Source organism: Mangrovactinospora gilvigrisea (assembly GCF_001879105.1).
GTDB classification, from domain to species: Bacteria; Actinomycetota; Actinomycetes; order Streptomycetales; family Streptomycetaceae; genus Mangrovactinospora; species Mangrovactinospora gilvigrisea.
This window is the reverse complement of sequence record NZ_MLCF01000035.1, coordinates 1-16303: the sequence shown is the minus strand read 5'-3', so window position 1 is coordinate 16303 and position 16303 is coordinate 1. Positions and strand designations below refer to the sequence as shown.

Here is a 16303-nt window from a genome sequence, read left to right as displayed (position 1 = left end):
TGGGTACACCCTTCCGTCGTGGACGCGCGCTCGGGGGCGCGACCCGCCCCTAGATCCACCTGCGCGCCGCCGCCGGCGGCCTGGACCCCTCGATGCTCGCGACCATCTCGCACACCTGCCGCGTCTCCCGCGGCTGATGCGCGCGGAACATCGCCGCCCCGTCCCGCGCCGCCAGCGCCGTCGCCGCCAGCGTGCCGATCAGGCGGTCGTCCATCTCCACGTCCAGCGTCTCGCCGACCACGCCCTTGTTGGACATCGCCATCAGCACCGGCCACCCCGTGGCCACCAGCTTGTCGACGTTCCGCAGCACCTCGAGCGACTGGTAGGTGTTCTTGGAGAAGTCGATGCACGGGTCGATCATGATCCCCTCCCGCGGCACCCCCTTCTCCAGCGCGCGCTCGGCCAGCGCCGTGCAGTCGCGCAGCACCGAGGCCACCACGTCGTCGTACTGCGGCCGCACCGGGTCCGTGCGCGGGGCGAGCCCGTCGGTGTGCGAGCAGACGTAACCGGCGCCGAACTGCGCGGCCACGTCCAGGATCTCCGGCTCGGCCGCGCCCCAGCTGTCGTTGATCAGGTCGGCGCCGGCCTCGCAGAACGCCGCGGCGGCCTCGGCGCGCCAGGTGTCGACGCTGATGACGAGGTCGGGGTAGGTCTCCCGGGCCCACTGCAGGGTGGGCACCACGCGGGAGATCTCCTCCGCGACGGTGACCTCCGGCCCGGGGCTCGCCGGCACCCCGCCGAAGTCGAGGACCTCCGCCTGCTCCTCCACCGCGGTCTTGATCGCGGTGCGGGCCAGGTCCTCGGCCCAGATCGCCCCGTGGTCGTAGAAGGAGTCGGGCGTGCGGTTGATGATCGCCATGACCATGGCGCGGTCACTGGTCAGGCGACGGCCCCGAAAGACCAGCTCATGCAACGACATTGACCCTCCGGGGCACTACCAGGACAGAAGACGCATTCCGACGTGGTCGATCACGACCCAACACCGACCGTACCCTGCCCCCGCCCCGCGCAGAGCGCGCCCACGCGGCGCCGTCCTCACTGGTGCTGGACGGGCGAGCAGTAGCCGGACTGCTCGCCGATGCTGTTGATCTCGGCGTTGGAGCGCGGGTCGCCCGCGTAGTCGACCTGATTGGTGCAGCTGACACCGGGCTTTTTCGGCGTTCCGGTGTGCGCGGCGGCCTTCTCCGGGGCCGGGCAGTGGCCGGTGTCCGCGCCGATGCTGTTGATCTCCGCGTTGGAGCGCGGGTCTCCGGCGTAGTTGATCCGGTCGGTGCACTTCGCGTCCGACTGCCGCCCCGAACCGGAACCCGAGCCCGCGCCCGAACCCGAGCCCGTGCCCGTGCTCGTGCTCGTACCGGTGCCGGAGCCGGTGCCCCGCCGCGGGGTCGTGCCCTGCTTGGGTGCGGCGGTGTGCGCGCCGGAGGTGGGCGCGGCGCTCGCGGAGTGCTGCGCGGTGACGGTCCCGGAGCCGCTGCCGGAGGCGGAGTTGGTGGAGGTCGAGCCGGTCACGGTCCCGCTGCAGGCGGTGAGCCCGAGCGCGGCGACGGCGAGCACGGCGGCGGCGAAGGCCTTCTGGGCGGTGCGGAACGGGGTGGTCTGACGCGACATGTTCGCCTCATCCTCTCGGGGTGGCGCAGCGGGCTTGGTGAGATCCACACTGCCGCCGCCCCCTGGCGATCCACCGCCGCCCGGCTAACACCCCGCTAACGCGAAAGGCGCGAGTTGGAGCAGGTGCGGGCCCTGTCCTCCCGGGAGGTGCGCGCCCGGCGGGAGCGGCGTGACGATCCCACGGTCGGACCGTGCGGATGACCGGTGACGGCTTGATGTCCTGGGCGTCGACCAGTGCACCGGAAACCGCATCCACACGCAAAAACACCCTCCTGACCTCATTTCTGCAGGCCAGAAGGGCGTTCTCGGCGGTGAGGGTGGGATTCGAACCCACGGTGGCCGCGAAGCCACGATGGTTTTCAAGACCATGCCAGCACAAGTAGCCTTACGGTATCTGACCTGCGCGTACGTCGCGTTCGGCGCCCTCGGCCTGGCTGTGTGGCACACGAATGGCACATAGAGCCGCTGGAGTGTGGGACGCACGACCACCGCAGGGTCAGCGCAAGGACCATTCCGCCGCTGCTGCACCCTCCTCCAGTACCAGCTGGCGGACTTCCAGGTCGTGCTCATACGCCGCGGCCTGGGTTGCTGGTTCTCAGATGCCCGGCGTGCATGTTGGGTAGTGGCGCCAGGACCGTTTTCTGAAACCGCGGCAAGCGAAACTGGCTCGCTCTGGACGCCAAGCAATCTTCAGTAGCTCATTCCTGGACGTGCCGTTTCTTGGCCTGGACGATGTCGAGGTTGTCTAGGGCCTGGCTCTCGCCGTGCCGGTCGCCGGTCTCTCGGAAGATGGCGACAGCTTGCCGACAGGCGTCAACCGCCTCCTCGAACCGCCCCACCCCTGCCATGGCACCACCGAGGTTGCTCAGTGCCATGCCCTCGCGGTGCTGGTCGCCGGCCTCTCGGAAGATCACGGCAGCCTGCCGGCCGACGTCGATCGCCTCCTCGAACCGCCCCACCCCTTGCAGGGCGGCCCCGAGGTTGCTCAGGACCTCGCCCTCGCCGTGCCGGTCGCCGGCCTCTCGGAAGATCACGGCAGCCTGCCGGTGGGCCTTGACGGCCTCCTCGAACCGCCCCACCTCTCGCAGCGCGATCCCCAGGCAGACCATGCCTATGCCCTCGCGATGCCTGTCGCCGACTTCTCGGAAGATGACGGCGGCCCGCCGGCCGACGTCGATCGCCTCCTCGAACCGCCCCACCTCTACCTGGGCAAACCCGAGATTGCCCAAGGCAAGGCCCTCGCCGTGCCGGTCGCCAGCCTCTCGGAAGATCACGGCAGCCTGCCGGCCGACGTCTACCGCCTCCTCGAACCGCCGCGCCTCTCGCAGCGCGATCCCAAGGCCGTTCAAAGCCAAGCCCTCGTGATATCGGTCGCCGGTCTCTTGGAAGATGGTGGCGGCCTGCTGGTGGGCTTTGATGGCCTCTTCGAACCGCCGAACCTCTAGGAGGGCGACCCCGAGGTTGCCCAGGGCGCCGCCTTCACCGTGCCGGTCGCCGAACTGGCGGGAGATGGCGGCAGCCTGCCGACAGGCGTCAACCGCCTCCTCGAACCGCCGTACCTCTCGCAGCGCGATCCCAAGGCTGTTCAGAGCCAAGCCCTCTCCGTGCCGATCGCCGGTCTCTTGGAAGATGGCGACAGCTTGCCGACAGGCGTCAACCGCCTCCTCGAACCGCCGCATCCGTAGCAGAGCGGCCCCAAGGTTGCCCAGGGCGCCGCCCTCACCGTTCCGATCGCCGAACTCGCGGAAGATGGCGGCAGCCTGCCGACAGGCGTCAACCGCCTCCTCGAACCGCCGTACCTCTCGCAGCGCGATCCCAAGGCTGTTCAGAGCCAAGCCCTCTCCGGATCGGTCCCCGGCCGTCTGGGCAGCCAACAGGCCTACTTGGCCCACCGCCAGCCAGTTGTCAAAGCGCCGTCTCCAGTTCAGGTACTCACTCATGCATAGAGCGAGGGACAGCCCGGTCTTCGGATGGACCTGCGCTGCGTGCGCGGTCGCTGCAACGAGGTTGCCAACCTCGGCATCCATCCACGCGAGGGCCTGATCTCTGCTGTCGAACAAACGCGGCGCGGTATCGCCGGGAAGAGCGCGAAGCCAAACGTCGGCCACATTGGCCGTTTCGCGGTAGTACTCCAGCACCCGGGCCTCGGCCGCTTTCGCATCCGGCTCGTCCGGGCAAAGCCGCGCGGCGGCGTACAGACGCAGGAGGTCGTGGAAGCGCCAGCGCCCGGCTTCGACAGCTTCGATCAGATGAGCTCGGGCCAGGGCGTTCAACCCTTGCCTGGTTTGGGCGGAAGGCGCATCGGCGAGCGCGACGGCGGCCTCAGTGGACACATCCGGCCCGGGGTTCAGCGCGAGCAGGCCGAACAGATGCTGCTGCTCCTCGGGTTGAGCGCGCAGTGACAGGGCGAACGCGGGATGGACGGCTAGCTGGCGGCCGTCATCATCTCGGTAGTCCAGCACCTCCAGCCGGGACTGCTGTTCCTCTAGGGCCTGGGCCATCTCTGCCATCGTGAGGTCCGGGGTGGCGACCAGGAGTGCGGCGGCGATCTGCAGCGCCAGGGGAAGTCCGCCACAGTACTGGACAACATCGGCCAGGGCTTTGGGCTCGTCGGTGGCGCGGGAGTCATAGGCATTGGCGGCGGTCAGCGCAGCGACGATCAGCGCAGTGGCGTCCACGGCGGGCAGGACATCGATAGCAAGCCGATAGCCCGGCAGGCCCGGACTAGTCAGCCGGTGCCGGGAGGTGAGCAACATGCGGTGCCGGCCACGACCAGGCAGCAGCCGGTCTGCGTGCGAGGCGGGGTGAGCGTTGTCGATGACCAGCAGCGCGGGCCCGCTCTGCTCACCGAGTTTCGCCAGTTCCGAGCGGTAAAGCGCGGCCCGATCCTCGGGTGTAGGAGGCAGGTCGGCGTAGCGAACGCCCAGCTGGTGAAGCAGGGACTGGATCGCCTGGTCTGGGGTGAGCCGGTTGGTCTCCTCGTAGCCGTGCAGGTCGATGAAGAGCGCCCCGGCGGGGAACCAGTCCTTGTGGTCCAGAGCTCGGTGGGCCGCATGTAGCGCAAGCGTGGTCTTGCCGACCCCCGCCATGCCGTCCACCGCGCACACCACGACCACAGAGTCCGTCTCCGCCGCATCCGGGCAAAGCCGTGAGGTCAGTTCATTCAGCTCTCGCTCGCGTCCGCAAAGGGCGACTGGGAGAGGAGGCAGCGAGGACAGGGCACGCGGAGCGGGGCCAGGATGCTGATGGAGGTCCCCTGAGTGGATGAAGCCGTGATTATCCCTGCCGACACCAATGGACCGCTCGCCCCCCGGCGGGGTCGGCGCCGAGGGCGGGTCAGCGTCAGACATGTGGTTGGTTTGAGGGGCTGTCACCGGTGCGGATGGTGCCGGTGTTGTCTCGGCCGATGGCGACGGAGCGCTCCCCGATGGCCTGAACGGCATCGCCGGGGCCGGACGGCCGGGGCAGCGCGCTGATCTCCTGGTATAGCTCTGGGTCGGCGGTCAGGGCTCGGCGGATGGCCAGGCGCAGGGCTGCCTGCAGGTCCTCGTCCGCCGGCGCCGCGGCCAGGTCGGTCACGGCCACGGTGACGGGGTCGGGGGCCGTGTCCGGGGAGCGGCGGCGGTGCACCAGACGCCGCAGCAGGCGCTGGCCGAAGGCAACGGTCGCGTCGGCGGCGCTGTTCTCGGCGCGGGTGAGGACACCGGCGCCATAGGCCGTCACCGCAGCAGTCGCGTACGGCGTGATCTGCTGTGCGAGTGCGACGATCTCATCCACGCTGGCATCCCCCGCTCGGGTGGCCGGCCTATGGCCGGTGAGGTCTAAGGCTGCTTGTCGGGCAGATTAGCCCCGGCCGGGGCCCCAGGAGCGGGAAACGGCGCCAGCGCACCACCCCTTGTGCCACGTGCCCACCAAAACCAATAGACCTCGCAATCGCCTCTGTTCGAACACCGATGCGGGTACTACCGACGCGCACGCAGTCGGCTACTGCTTGTTGAGGCGAAGAGCGAGCTGTCTCGCCTCCAACTGGCGCTTGCCAGTGATGGGGACGATCGCCGCCGCGTCACCGTTCTCGATCGTCAGGAACAGCTGTCCTACGTGCTTCTTCGCCGCCAGAGCAAACGGGCCGATCAACGCCAGGCGCGTCATTGTGATCCGGCGGCGTGCCGCGTCGCCGTCATCGACGGTGGCGGATGCCCCGGCGATCGGCACAGACTTCCCGTCGATCCGGAAGGCATCACCGCGGACTGTGATACCAAGCTTCCCAGCGAGCTTGGTTACGTCTTTGATCAGGGCTTTGTCGGGCATTGGATCCCCCTGGCAGGTAGGTGTGGGAAGGCTACGGCTGGCTGACGGGGAGTCGGGAGGGCCGTATGGGGCACGGTGGGAATGCCGCATGTCCCAAGGGATGCCAATAGCGCTGGGGCCATGGAACCGCCGCAGATGAACGTCGCCGGATGACGACGTCCGCTCTGAAGTCGTCCCCGGGCCCCCTACCGCGCGCCGGGGCACTCGCGCAGCGGAAGAACGGTTCTCCGGCGGCCCGCCCGTGTCCCCGGATAGACAGACACCCACGGCAGATGACCCAAGGAGTGCGTCGCATGCTCACCACGACGACTGTCGAGCAGCTACTCGGTCCGAAGAGCACGAACGCGATCCGCGGTTCGGTCCGGATGGACGGCCACAGCCTGCTCGTCGAAGCCACCGCCTTCGCCGACGAGATCGAGCGGCGCGAGCACGCCGGCCTGGGAGCGCTTGAGGATCGCGAGCTGCTCCAGGCGATGTTCGAGCTGCCGCTGGGCATCCCGACGTGGATCGAGAAGCTCGACCCATGCCACCGCAACCTCATCGAGCACGCCCCGGCCGGAGCTGTCGACTTCACCTGGGGCGGAGACGTCACCCGCCTCGCGGTGCCGCCAATCCGGGCCAGCACCGTTCTGCTGCGCTCCCGCGACTGGGAAACGGGGATTACCGCCGCATCCCAGTACGCGCCGTTCTGCGCCCGCGCTGTGATCTTCCCGGCCGGTCTGCGCGAGTTGGATCTGGCCGTCATGGAGGGCCGTTACTACGGCGTTGGCGTCGCAGCAGAGGACCGGAGCGGGTCCGCCCATTGGGTGGTCGAGCCGGCGAACTACCGGCAGTGGCACGATCCAGCCCGTTGGCGCTTCGACGAACAGCTCTGGGGCAGGCTGCTCCACGCCGATCAGCTGGGATAGCGCTATCCCAGAGCGGTGCCCTCCGTCAACGGAGGCGGCGAGCCCTGAAGCCACCTCAGCAGTACCGCGGGAACCGCGTCCTTCTCCCTGATCTGGGCCTTTGCCGCCATGTGCCGATGCCGTTCGATCGCGTCGGCCAGCTGCTGGCGCCACCAATCCAACCGGTCCAGTCCGGCGTTGCACGCGGCGAGGTCCGCCCCGAGCGCGTTGATCACAATGGTGTTGTGCCGTGCGACCAGGAGCTGGTCCTCGCCGATGTCCTTGAAGCTGGCCAGCGACCTCCCTTGGCAGACCGTGCAAGGGCACTCCAGGCCGCACACAGCGTCGAAGAAGCGATTCTTCTCCTGGTCGATCCGCATGAAGCGCAGCAGCTCGCGAACAAGCAGCGCGGAAAACGAGCCTGCCGGACCACCGTCCTTCTTGTCGTCCTCGCACGGGGGGCGCATCCCGTGCCGGAGGCCGGGATAGATCCCGACGGCCGCTCCGAGGGCACCGTGGGCGAGCGAGTCAAGACCGGCCAGGTCGGTCCGCCACACGACCAGACGATCGCAGGAGGCGCAGAGTGCTCTCAACTGCTCGGATACACCGGGCTGCTCCTGCGGGTCGGTACGGTTGCCGCCGTCGATGACGAGCGCGATCGGATGGTGGATGGATTGAATGGCTGCCATCAGCCTTCGGACCCGCGGCTCGGCGAGCCAGAGGTGGCCGACCGGGAGAGCGACGACGAGCGCCTGGTCGTCGATCTCGTTGGTTCGGTCGACGACCGCGTCAAGCGCTGCCTGTCCGTCTGCCGGGATGTAGCCGGTCGGGGTCACCGCGAAGGCGCTCCAGCGCGTGCGCGTCTGATCCCTAAGCCGGTCCGCGAGAGTGGCGTGGCCGAACAGGCCGCCGTCGTCCGCTGCGACCCCGAAGGGGTCTCCAGCCGTCGCGACCTGCTTGGTGTAGCGCGCAGGGTCTCTCGCAATCAGCAGACGCTCGCGGTAGTGGTTCAAGCCCGGCGTCGCATCGCGGGATGTCGGCCCCGTGAGGACGAGCCCGCCGCACTCGGGATCGACATGCCCGATGATGTCGTTGGCCTTGCGTTCCGGTGCCACGGTCAGGACTCGATCGCGCAGTGCCTCTATCAGCTCCTCGGGCCCTTCGAGCGGTCGCGCCATGCTTCCCCTCCTCAGCCGGAGCGTCGCGCGCGGCCCCGCGACCCGCGGCGACGATCGCCTGACTCAGCGTCAGCGCTCCTGGTAGTCGGCGCAAGACCCCTATCCGGCCACCTGGAGCCTCTTCGGCCCGACCCGGCAGGCGGTAGCGCAATGGAAAACGATGTCGTGGTACAGGCCGCCTGCCAAATGGCGCGGCCGGTCAGCACTCGCAGGTGATTCGCCCAACGTCCACGCAGGTCGTTGGTCAGTGGCTTAAAGGCGTTCACACTCCTTTGGAACTGCATGGCGCTCGCAAGGCGTCAGATTGTTCGCAGCGAGGAGGGAGGCGTGGATGGTCCAACGGTTCGAAGGATCGCACGGCGCACCGGGGATCTTGTCTGTCCTTGAGGTGGCCCGCCCAGACGGCGAGGCGCCTGCAGCGATGCGTCGGAGGCGGGCCGCCGGGTGGCTGATGGTGCTGGCCGCCGTCCCGCTCGTAGCCCTTTCTGTGATCTATCAAGTGGGCTACGGGTGGGTTCCCGGGGTGATCGGTGCAGCGCTGATTACGATCCACGGCCTGGCCCTGCTCGTCGACATCGATTTCTTGCAGCGATTCGTCGAATGGCTCTCTGGGCGCATCGCCTACGTTGTACCGTTAACGCTGATCGGCGCACTCATTTGGCTGGCCATCAGCAACGACCGGCCCTCTCAGCGGGCACTGATGGGCAACTTCATCATCATTGCGGCGTTCATCGCCCGGTTCCTTTCGCCACACTTCGAGCCCATTGGAGCGTTCGACGGCGTCAGCGCGGTCCGCTGGAGGATCTTGCGAGCCATCACCATTCACTGCCTCTTCATCTCCGGATTCTCCTTCGGATCCCTAATCATGCTCACAAGCATGGTGAGGCAAGAGCCCATCGCGATTCCAATCAGCATCACGATCGCAACCGCGGCCTTCATCTTCAAAGCCCATTCCAGGACCCGCAAGGTCTGCACGTTGGTAGCTCAGCGCGCCTACCAGGTCCGTTTGCTGATCGAGGACATCCCAGCAAGCAATCCGGTAGTGCCGGCCGACCGGCGGGCGGCACTTACGGCGGTGGAGAGCCTGGACAGCGCATTGGCGACCTGCCTCCAGACGGGGTTCCGATGCTGGGGTACGACTCTCCTACCTTCGGACCAGCGCACAAGGATCATCGCGTGGCATCGAATGCGAGTGTGCTTTCCACCGGTCGCCTCGGCCTTCAACAATGGCGAGGCTGCCGCCTTGGACATGCTGATCGGCGCATGCGACCGGTGGACCGATGCATCCTGCTGACTTCACGCGGCGGATTGGAGACCCATTCGGCGTGGGCTCGTGCGGTCATGGAGCCCAGCACCGTCAGCGGGCGGGTCGGGCGGCGTCCGATGGCACCGAGTGGCGGGCGTCCCACTCATCCGCCGCACGGAACCCGGGTGAGGCCGGGGCGAGGCCGGTGCGGGTCTCTGCGGCAGCCGCTCGCGCCTCCGCCGGCGCGGGTCCAGCGAGCCGGACGATCCGCCAGATGATCACTCGTGCGGGGTGGGTGGCGCTGTCCAACTCCCGGTGCGCTTCCGCTCGCTGCAGCAGCGCGCCGCCGTCAGAGCCGTTGCGCTCGGCGTGCTGCAGCTGCGCTGCCAGCGCAGGCCAGTCCTCATCGGCGAGGATCCGGTCCGCCTGGTCGGGTAGGGCGGAGCGCACCTGCTGCGCGTAGCGCGCAAGCCCGCGCGCGGCGGGCCGGGCCGAGCGCAGCGCGGCCAACGGTTCAGTGCTCGCCTCCTGCTGGGCTGCGCGCAGATGGGCCAGGGCCAGGCGAGCGGCTTCGGCCTGCTGGGCGTGCTGGTGCGCCTCGTGCCAGAGGACAGCCACGGAGACGGCACCGATCAGCGTGTGGACGAAGGCGGCAAGCACCAGGTCCGGCAGGTCCCCGCCCGCGGAGTAGACGATGCCGCGGGCGGCCTCGCTCAGCGCGACGCCCGCCCTGTGGTCGGCGCGGATCCGCGACCGCGTGGCGTTCTCGAACGCCCGTTGAGCCCGCCGCAGGTGGACCCGCACATCGACGGGCCGGGCGGCGGCCGCGGCCGCGTCGAGGACGGCGCCGACCTCGACCAGGACCCCGGCCCCGCTCGCGTCCGCCTGGCCGAGTGCGGCAGGCACAGGGTCCAGCTCCCCGATGGCGTACCGCCAGGCCACCGTGGCCGGCTGCCGAGGGGGCGGCGTAGTCCCCGCCCGTTCGGCCAGCCGGGCCCTGATCTTGGGCAGGGACAGGTCCGGGGCGAGTTTGCCGCCGGGGAACCACACCGGAACGCCGCTCTTGTCGACGTCACCGGGCAGCGCAACCCGGTAGCCGAGCGCATCACCGGACGGCGCGCGGCGCCGCTCGACCAGCACTCCCAGCGCGCCCAGCGCGGCAAAGAAACCCGCCTCGTCGGCTGCGCTGGCCACGGCCAGACGCACCCGCTCACGCAGCGTCTCGCGTGCCGGCTGCGCGCGTCCGGTGCGGCGGGCCTTGTGCTGCTCGGGGCCGGTCGGCTGCCGGTGGGCGGTGCCGTCGCCGGGATTGAGGCGGCGCAGACCGAACTCGACCTCCAGACGCCGGCATTCGGCTTGGGCCCGGCGGCGCTCGTTGTCGCGGTTGGCGCGTTTGCCATCGACGCGGATGACGGTCGCCACAATGTGGATGTGATCGTCGGCGTGCCGGATGGCGACCCACCGGCAGGCCTTCAGGTCGCCATCCGGGGCGATGCCGACGGCGGCGACGATTCGCCGGGCGATCGTCGCCCACTCGGCTTCGCTCAGGTGCCGATCCTCGGGCGCGGTGCGTACGGAGCAGTGCCAAACCGGCTTGGCCGGGCGGCGCTTGTCCGACAGGGCGAGGACGGGGGCGTCCAGGACGTTGGCGAGTTCCGTGAGGGTGGCACTCGGCTCACGGCCGGGGTCGGGGGCCAGCAGCGGATCCCAGGCGGCGACCATGTGGGGGTCGGTGTGTTCGTCCTTCCGGCCGGGTCCGTAGAGGTAGTAGAGCAAGCCCCGGGTGCGCTGACCGTGGACGATGTTCGGTACGACCATCGTCACCTGCCTACGAAGTCGTTGGTGGCCCGGCGCACTTCGGCGATGGCCGCGCCGCAGTCCCGCAGCGCTTCCTGGATGTCGAGCGCGATGCCTCCGGAGTTCACGATCTTCGCGATCTGGTTGAGGTTGTTTCCCACCCGGCTGAGTTCGCGCGCCGCGTTGTCCAGCGCCTCGAACTTCGCGTGGTCATCGGTGACCAGGGCCTGGGTGTGGCTGTCGGCGAGGGCGACCGCGAGTGCGGCCTTGCCGACGAAGCTGGCGAGGGTGAGGCCGGAGCGGTGCGCGGCGGCTTCGACCTCGCCGAGTTCGGCGTCGTTGTAGCGGATGCTGCGCACGTTGGTGCGAGGCTCGTCGGCGCGGAGGCGCTGGCGGATGTCGGGCTCGTCGCGGTCGGCAAGGTCAGGGTCGGCATCGCTCCCCAGCTGCGGTCCGTCCCCGGCCGCGGCCTCCGCCACCCCTGGGGCGGAGCCCTGTTCCGACACTCGCCCCTCAGGGGGCGAGTGTCGGAACAGACAGCTCGCTCCGCCGTCGGCGGTGTGGCCACCGTCGTCATCCGGGCGGCTGCCGCAGGGTTCGTCCGGGTGCGGGACGGGGGTGGACTCGCTCACTTGGCTGGTCTCCGATCTCGGTGGATTGGCAGACGGACGTGTGCGGACTACGGGCCCAGGGGGAGCTATTCGGAGAGGGCCGCGCGGATCCTGTCGAAGCTCTCCTCGGCGCGATGGGCGAGGTCGCGCAGCCGGTCGACGGTCGGCTTGTCCTCGCCGACCTCGCGGGCAAGGTCTTCGAGCAGCCGGAGGCACGACTCCGTGCCGTTGACGAGTTCCGCGGTGGACCGGCGGGCGAGGGCTCGGCGGCTGCGATGTGGCAGTCCGCTCTTACGGATCCCGTCGATCCGGGCGGCGTACTTGGCCAAGCCGCGGATGGCTCGGTCCGCGTCGTTCTTGGTGGGCTGGCGGGGCGCAGTCGAGCTTTCACTCGCGGGCCGCTTCGGCCGCCGGCGGGTCCGATAGGTCTTGCCATTGAGTCCCCGCACCAAATCATTCACCTGGTCGCGCGCCGCCTGTAGATCGGTCCGCACGGTCTCGCGGGAAACGCCGATGGCAGAGGCAATGGCCCGCGTCGACATGGCGCCCTCCCGCAGCGCAGCGACGATCTGCTGCCGCTCGGACCTCGGCAGCCGTACACGGTGCGCCCCGAACTCGCCGGAGAGGTAGGCGTCCCAGTCGCGGTATCCGAGCGTCTCCCAATCACGCTCGCGGAACGCCGCGAGCACCTCCACGCGCCACTGCGCGACCAGCTCCATGCCCTTGCGTATTCGTTCAGCTCGGTTTCGAGCGCGCTCGTGTCCGACGGATCTGGGACCTCTGCTGTTGTCGATGACGAACTCCGGACCGGCTCGGCGTCACGCACGGACAGATGACCAGCGCCAGAATAGGAGCCCGATCTGACAGTGCCTCAGTGGGGGCAGCACGCACCAAGCGCTGAGGCACGGTTGCCGGGGCGCGCGACGCCAACCGCGAGCCCCGGAAGGCACCGTTCAGGTCCGGACCGTCACGGATGGCTGCAACGCTCTGCCATGACTCGCATCGAGGTGACCTGGCTGGGCCTCATCGGCTGGTGGATACTCGCGCTCCCCCTGTGGATCATGGCAATGTTCGTCATGGTTGCCACCAACGACCCCAGCCACACACCCGGCGTTCGGTCGTTCTACCCGGTCGCGGTGCGCCCCGGGTGCACGGCCGGCGTCGTCTGGTCAGCCACATACCTGGACCACCAGCACGGCCCGTGCCCGTACCGCGGCGGCCGTCCAACGGTCGGCCGATAGACCGGCGCGTAGGGCGACAGCACCTCTTCCGGCGTGTGCTTCCGCAATCCACCCCGAGCGGAGCAGAGTAGCCTGCAACAGCCCCGACTCGGAGGCGAGGCAGCGGCGATGGCGATGACATCGGCGAAGCGCTCCTGCTCGAACTGCGGAACAGCCTTGGGACGCGACAACCCCAGCATCCTCTGCAGTCCGTGCCAGCGTGCCGAGAGCCGCCGGCCGGTGCTCCCGTCCCAGCAGCCGACGCAAGGACCGTGGTTGTACTCCTCACAGCAGCAGACCGCTCCCCCTGACGGCTCGCAGCTCGGTGAGCTGCTTCGTGAGTACCGGGACCTACACGGACTGACGCAGATTCAACTGGCGGCCCTCGTAGGCGTCGATCAGTCGTATGTCTCGATGATCGAGCGCAACAAGCGCCAGGTCCGCGATGTCGGCGAGCTACGGCGGTTCGCCGAGGCTCTGGGGCTGCCCGAGGATGAGCTCGGCCTAGCCCCGCTCGGCTTCGCTGCTCGGCTGACGGAGGCCCCAGCGACCCCCGCGACGGGGCCCGCAAAACCGCAAGAGGCGCTCGGCGAACAGCAGCGCTGGCGCCACGTGCGCCGGGCGCTCAACAGCCACCGGCTTGAGCTGTCCCGCGCGGCCGCCGCCTTCTACGCCGATATCCCCAGGGCGGGGCAGAGCCTGGTCCTGGCCAAGCCCGAGTGGATGGCGCCCACCCCGGTCGATCTCTCCGATGTGTCCCTGACCTGGATCAACCAGGACACCCCACCCCTCGTGACTGGCGTGGAGCCCGAGTCGCGGGCCGTACGTCCGATGTCCGCGCAGGGCCGGCCCTTCGGGCGGTACTCGCAAGCGATCCGGATCGTCGACCCACCGCGGCTGTTCGACAACCGACTCAGCTATCGGCTGCTGGAGGTCGACTGGTCTGGCGGCGTCGCCGACCTCGCCTTCGGCTACACCATGTACTTCGACATGTTCGACGTCTGCGAGGGCCTTGCCCACGAGACAGCGCAGGGGTGGATCGACGCGGCATCCGATCCCAATTGGCTGGACGCCCCCGCCGCCGCGCTGCCTTTCCGCAAGCTCATCGGCGACCCCTTCGACCTGAGTCGCCGCCCGCTGCTGCCCTCCATCGACACCCTGACGATTCGCCTCGGCCGCGCCGGCGAGGATCCATCATTCGTGCTGCACCATCGCTCCTCAGCAAGCGTGGCGATCGCCGGCGACACCTACCACGTCATGCCCGCTGGGGTCTTCCAGCCGTCCTCGCCGTTTCCCGCGCACCAATCCAACGACTTCAACCTGTGGCGCAACATGATGCGCGAGTACGCGGAGGAGTTCCTCGGGCTGCCGGAGGCCGACGGCAACAGCAGCGAGCCCATCGACTACCAGCACACCGAGCCGTACCGCGCGCTGAGCCGCGCCCGGCGCAGCGGCCAGGCGCGGGCGTGGTGCTTCGGCATCGGGCTGGATCCGCTCACGCTCGCAGGGGAGATCCTCACCACGGTCGTGTTCGACCCGGATGTGTTCGACGAGCTGTTCGTCGACATGGTGAACCAGAACATGGAAGGGACGGTCGTATCCACGTCTCCGGACAGGTTCAGCAGCGGCATCCCCTTCACCGAGGACAACGTCCGGCGATTGCTGGACCACGAGCCGCTCGCTCCGGCGGCGGCAGCGTGCTTGTCACTGGCGTGGGAGCATCGCGGAACGGTTCTGGGTTAGCTCCAACGAGTCGTCTCAGACAGGGAGTTGTGCATGCGTGTCCTGGTCACCGGTGGCTTTGGCTTCTCCGGCACCGCGCTTGTCCACCGGCTCACCGAGGCAGGTCACACGGTGATCGTCCTGACGCGCCGCCCTCGCTGGGACCTGGTCCAGGAGCGGGTTGTCGAGCGCGCGCTGTTCGGCGACGTGCGGGACGAGAAGGCGGTCAGGACGGCCATGTACGGCGTGGACGCCGTGTGCCACTTTGCGGCCCTCACTCGGGTGCGCGACTCCTTCGAGCGGCCAGACGAGTACCGGGATGTGAACGTCGATGGAACTCGGACGGTACTCGCCGCGGCGGTCGCGGAAGGCAAGCGGAGGGGCCGGCCACTGGTGTTCCTTCAGGCATCCACTGCTGCGGTCTACGGTGCCCCCGAGCTGCAGCCGATCGCTGAAACTGCCCCTCCGGCGCCGAGCAGCCCCTACGGCAGAACCAAGTTGGAGGCCGACGAGCTTGTCCTCCAGGCGGCGACGGCCGGCAGTGTCTCGGGAGTGGTACTGCGAGCCTTCAACGTCTGCGGCGCCGTGGACGGAGTCGGCGACTCGGACCTGACGCGCATCATCCCCAAGGCGATCGCGGTGGCGGCCGGGGAGGCGCCGGAGCTCGGAGTCAACAGGGACGGGACGGCCATCCGCGACTTCGTCCACGTTGACGACGTGGCGCGGGCCTACGTCCTCGCGCTGGATGCCGCCGAGCCGGGACGGCCCCAGATCTACAACGTCGGCGCCACGGGCGCCAGTGTCGCGGACATCATTGATGCAGTTCAGCGGCTCACTGGGCGGAATATGACGGTCATTCATAACCCGCCGCAGCCCGAACCGCCAACCGTCCTTGCGGACTCTTCGCTCATTCGTCAGCGGCTCGGCTGGAGCCCTGAGCGATCGTCGCTGGATGAGATCGTTCGGGACGCCTGGGCTGCTGCCGCGGCCTCATCGGGCCGACGCGCGGCCGGTTCGCCGCGGGGCTGACGCCCGGGCTTCATCCCACCGTTCGAGCGCCTCGCGAGCGGCTTCGCCGTCCAGTTCGCCCTCAACCGCAGGCCGAAGCACGGCCGCGAGGCCGTCGCCGGCCTGCAAGGTCGCGTCGATCCACGGATAGACGTCGCGAGGATCTCGCTCTGGGCGCGGCGGAAAGCGGGCGAACACCGCCTTACCTGGGTGTCCTTGTGCGTAGCCGAGAATGCGCAGGACTAGTACCGCGTTCTTCACGAGGACACGTCCCGCCGTCTCTTCGCGAATCCCTGACGACCATGCCGCACGACTCAACCGCACGAAAGATCTGAAAGGACTCGACACATATTGCAGCACGCTTCGCCCCAGCTGCCATGCCGATCCCTGAGTTCCATCACCCCGAAATCCCCACCTGGGGCATTCGCCCCACCTCGCGGCTGACGCCCTCGGCAAGCCGCCATTTCGCCGTCTGACGGTACGTCACGACCGCGTGCAGCCCGCCCGGATGCTGCCAGGCGACCACGGGCATTCGCTTCGCCCCTTCCCTTCCGCGCTCTTCGCGCACCCTCACGATTCGCGGCCCGTGCTGCCCTCAAGCGCCGGACCGCCAGGAGGCCATTCCGCCATGCGCCACGCCCGCCTCGGGACCGCCGGCGAGCTGCCCTACGCCCCCGCCTCGGGACCGCCGGCGAGCTGCCCTACGCCCCCGCCTCGG

General features: G+C 69.0%; 14 protein-coding genes. 5 read left to right on the top strand and 9 right to left on the bottom strand.

The genetic code is table 11. The features are described 5' to 3' along the window. Positions 1–49 precede the first annotated feature (49 nt). The 5 genes from folP to BIV57_RS08195 all read right to left on the bottom strand — a co-directional run bounded on the left by folP (position 50) and on the right by BIV57_RS08195 (position 5916). On the bottom strand, positions 50–904 hold the full coding sequence (folP, locus tag BIV57_RS08215; protein ID WP_473234598.1) for a dihydropteroate synthase: 855 nt from the start codon (positions 902–904) through the stop codon (positions 50–52). Between the two features lie 131 nt (positions 905–1035). After that, positions 1036–1608 carry a hypothetical protein gene (locus BIV57_RS24015; RefSeq protein ID WP_071656018.1) on the bottom strand — a complete coding sequence of 191 codons (573 nt, stop codon included), beginning with the start codon at positions 1606–1608 and terminating at the stop codon, positions 1036–1038. Positions 1609–2306: 698 nt separating this feature from the next. Next, positions 2307–4958 carry a tetratricopeptide repeat protein gene (locus tag BIV57_RS08205; RefSeq protein WP_175548700.1) on the bottom strand — a complete coding sequence of 884 codons (2652 nt, stop codon included), beginning with the start codon at positions 4956–4958 and terminating at the stop codon, positions 2307–2309. Further along, positions 4951–5385, bottom strand: a complete 435-nt coding sequence (locus BIV57_RS08200) for a hypothetical protein (RefSeq protein WP_217651708.1) — start codon at positions 5383–5385, stop codon at positions 4951–4953. The genes BIV57_RS08205 and BIV57_RS08200 overlap by 8 nt, the downstream gene beginning before the upstream one ends. Before the next feature lie 207 nt (positions 5386–5592). Then, positions 5593–5916, bottom strand: coding sequence for a hypothetical protein (locus BIV57_RS08195; protein ID WP_071656016.1), 324 nt, complete (start codon positions 5914–5916; stop codon positions 5593–5595). 293 nt (positions 5917–6209) lie between these two features. Between BIV57_RS08195 and BIV57_RS08190 the strand changes: the two genes are divergently transcribed. Then, a complete protein-coding gene (locus tag BIV57_RS08190; protein WP_071656015.1) occupies positions 6210–6824 on the top strand; it encodes a hypothetical protein in 615 nt (204 codons plus the stop codon). Between the two features lie 2 nt (positions 6825–6826). Here BIV57_RS08190 and BIV57_RS08185 read toward each other — a convergent pair whose 3' ends face one another. Further along, entirely contained in the window at positions 6827–7981 is a 1155-nt protein-coding gene (locus BIV57_RS08185) for a hypothetical protein (protein ID WP_071656014.1), read from the bottom strand. A gap of 331 nt (positions 7982–8312) precedes the next feature. On the opposite strand from BIV57_RS08185, the gene BIV57_RS08180 reads away from it, so the two are divergent. Then, on the top strand, positions 8313–9275 hold the full coding sequence (locus tag BIV57_RS08180; protein WP_071656013.1) for a hypothetical protein: 963 nt from the start codon (positions 8313–8315) through the stop codon (positions 9273–9275). A gap of 63 nt (positions 9276–9338) precedes the next feature. Here BIV57_RS08180 and BIV57_RS08175 read toward each other — a convergent pair whose 3' ends face one another. The 3 genes from BIV57_RS08175 to BIV57_RS24010 all read right to left on the bottom strand — a co-directional run bounded on the left by BIV57_RS08175 (position 9339) and on the right by BIV57_RS24010 (position 12354). Further along, positions 9339–11003: a relaxase/mobilization nuclease domain-containing protein gene (locus BIV57_RS08175; protein WP_139275533.1), complete on the bottom strand. Its 1665-nt coding sequence runs from the start codon at positions 11001–11003 to the stop codon at positions 9339–9341. 44 nt (positions 11004–11047) lie between these two features. Then, positions 11048–11503 carry a MobC family plasmid mobilization relaxosome protein gene (locus tag BIV57_RS25005; RefSeq protein WP_071656011.1) on the bottom strand — a complete coding sequence of 152 codons (456 nt, stop codon included), beginning with the start codon at positions 11501–11503 and terminating at the stop codon, positions 11048–11050. A gap of 218 nt (positions 11504–11721) precedes the next feature. Further along, positions 11722–12354 carry a DeoR family transcriptional regulator gene (locus BIV57_RS24010; protein ID WP_071656010.1) on the bottom strand — a complete coding sequence of 211 codons (633 nt, stop codon included), beginning with the start codon at positions 12352–12354 and terminating at the stop codon, positions 11722–11724. Positions 12355–12627: 273 nt separating this feature from the next. Between BIV57_RS24010 and BIV57_RS08160 the strand changes: the two genes are divergently transcribed. The 3 genes from BIV57_RS08160 to BIV57_RS08150 all read left to right on the top strand — a co-directional run bounded on the left by BIV57_RS08160 (position 12628) and on the right by BIV57_RS08150 (position 15606). After that, positions 12628–12876 (top strand): hypothetical protein, encoded by a 249-nt coding sequence (locus tag BIV57_RS08160; RefSeq protein WP_071656009.1) that lies wholly within the window; start codon positions 12628–12630, stop codon positions 12874–12876. Positions 12877–13131: 255 nt separating this feature from the next. Beyond that, a complete protein-coding gene (locus BIV57_RS08155; protein ID WP_217651707.1) occupies positions 13132–14598 on the top strand; it encodes a helix-turn-helix domain-containing protein in 1467 nt (488 codons plus the stop codon). 33 nt (positions 14599–14631) lie between these two features. Further along, on the top strand, positions 14632–15606 hold the full coding sequence (locus BIV57_RS08150) for an NAD-dependent epimerase/dehydratase family protein (protein WP_071656007.1): 975 nt from the start codon (positions 14632–14634) through the stop codon (positions 15604–15606). Positions 15607–16303: the final 697 nt, after the last annotated feature.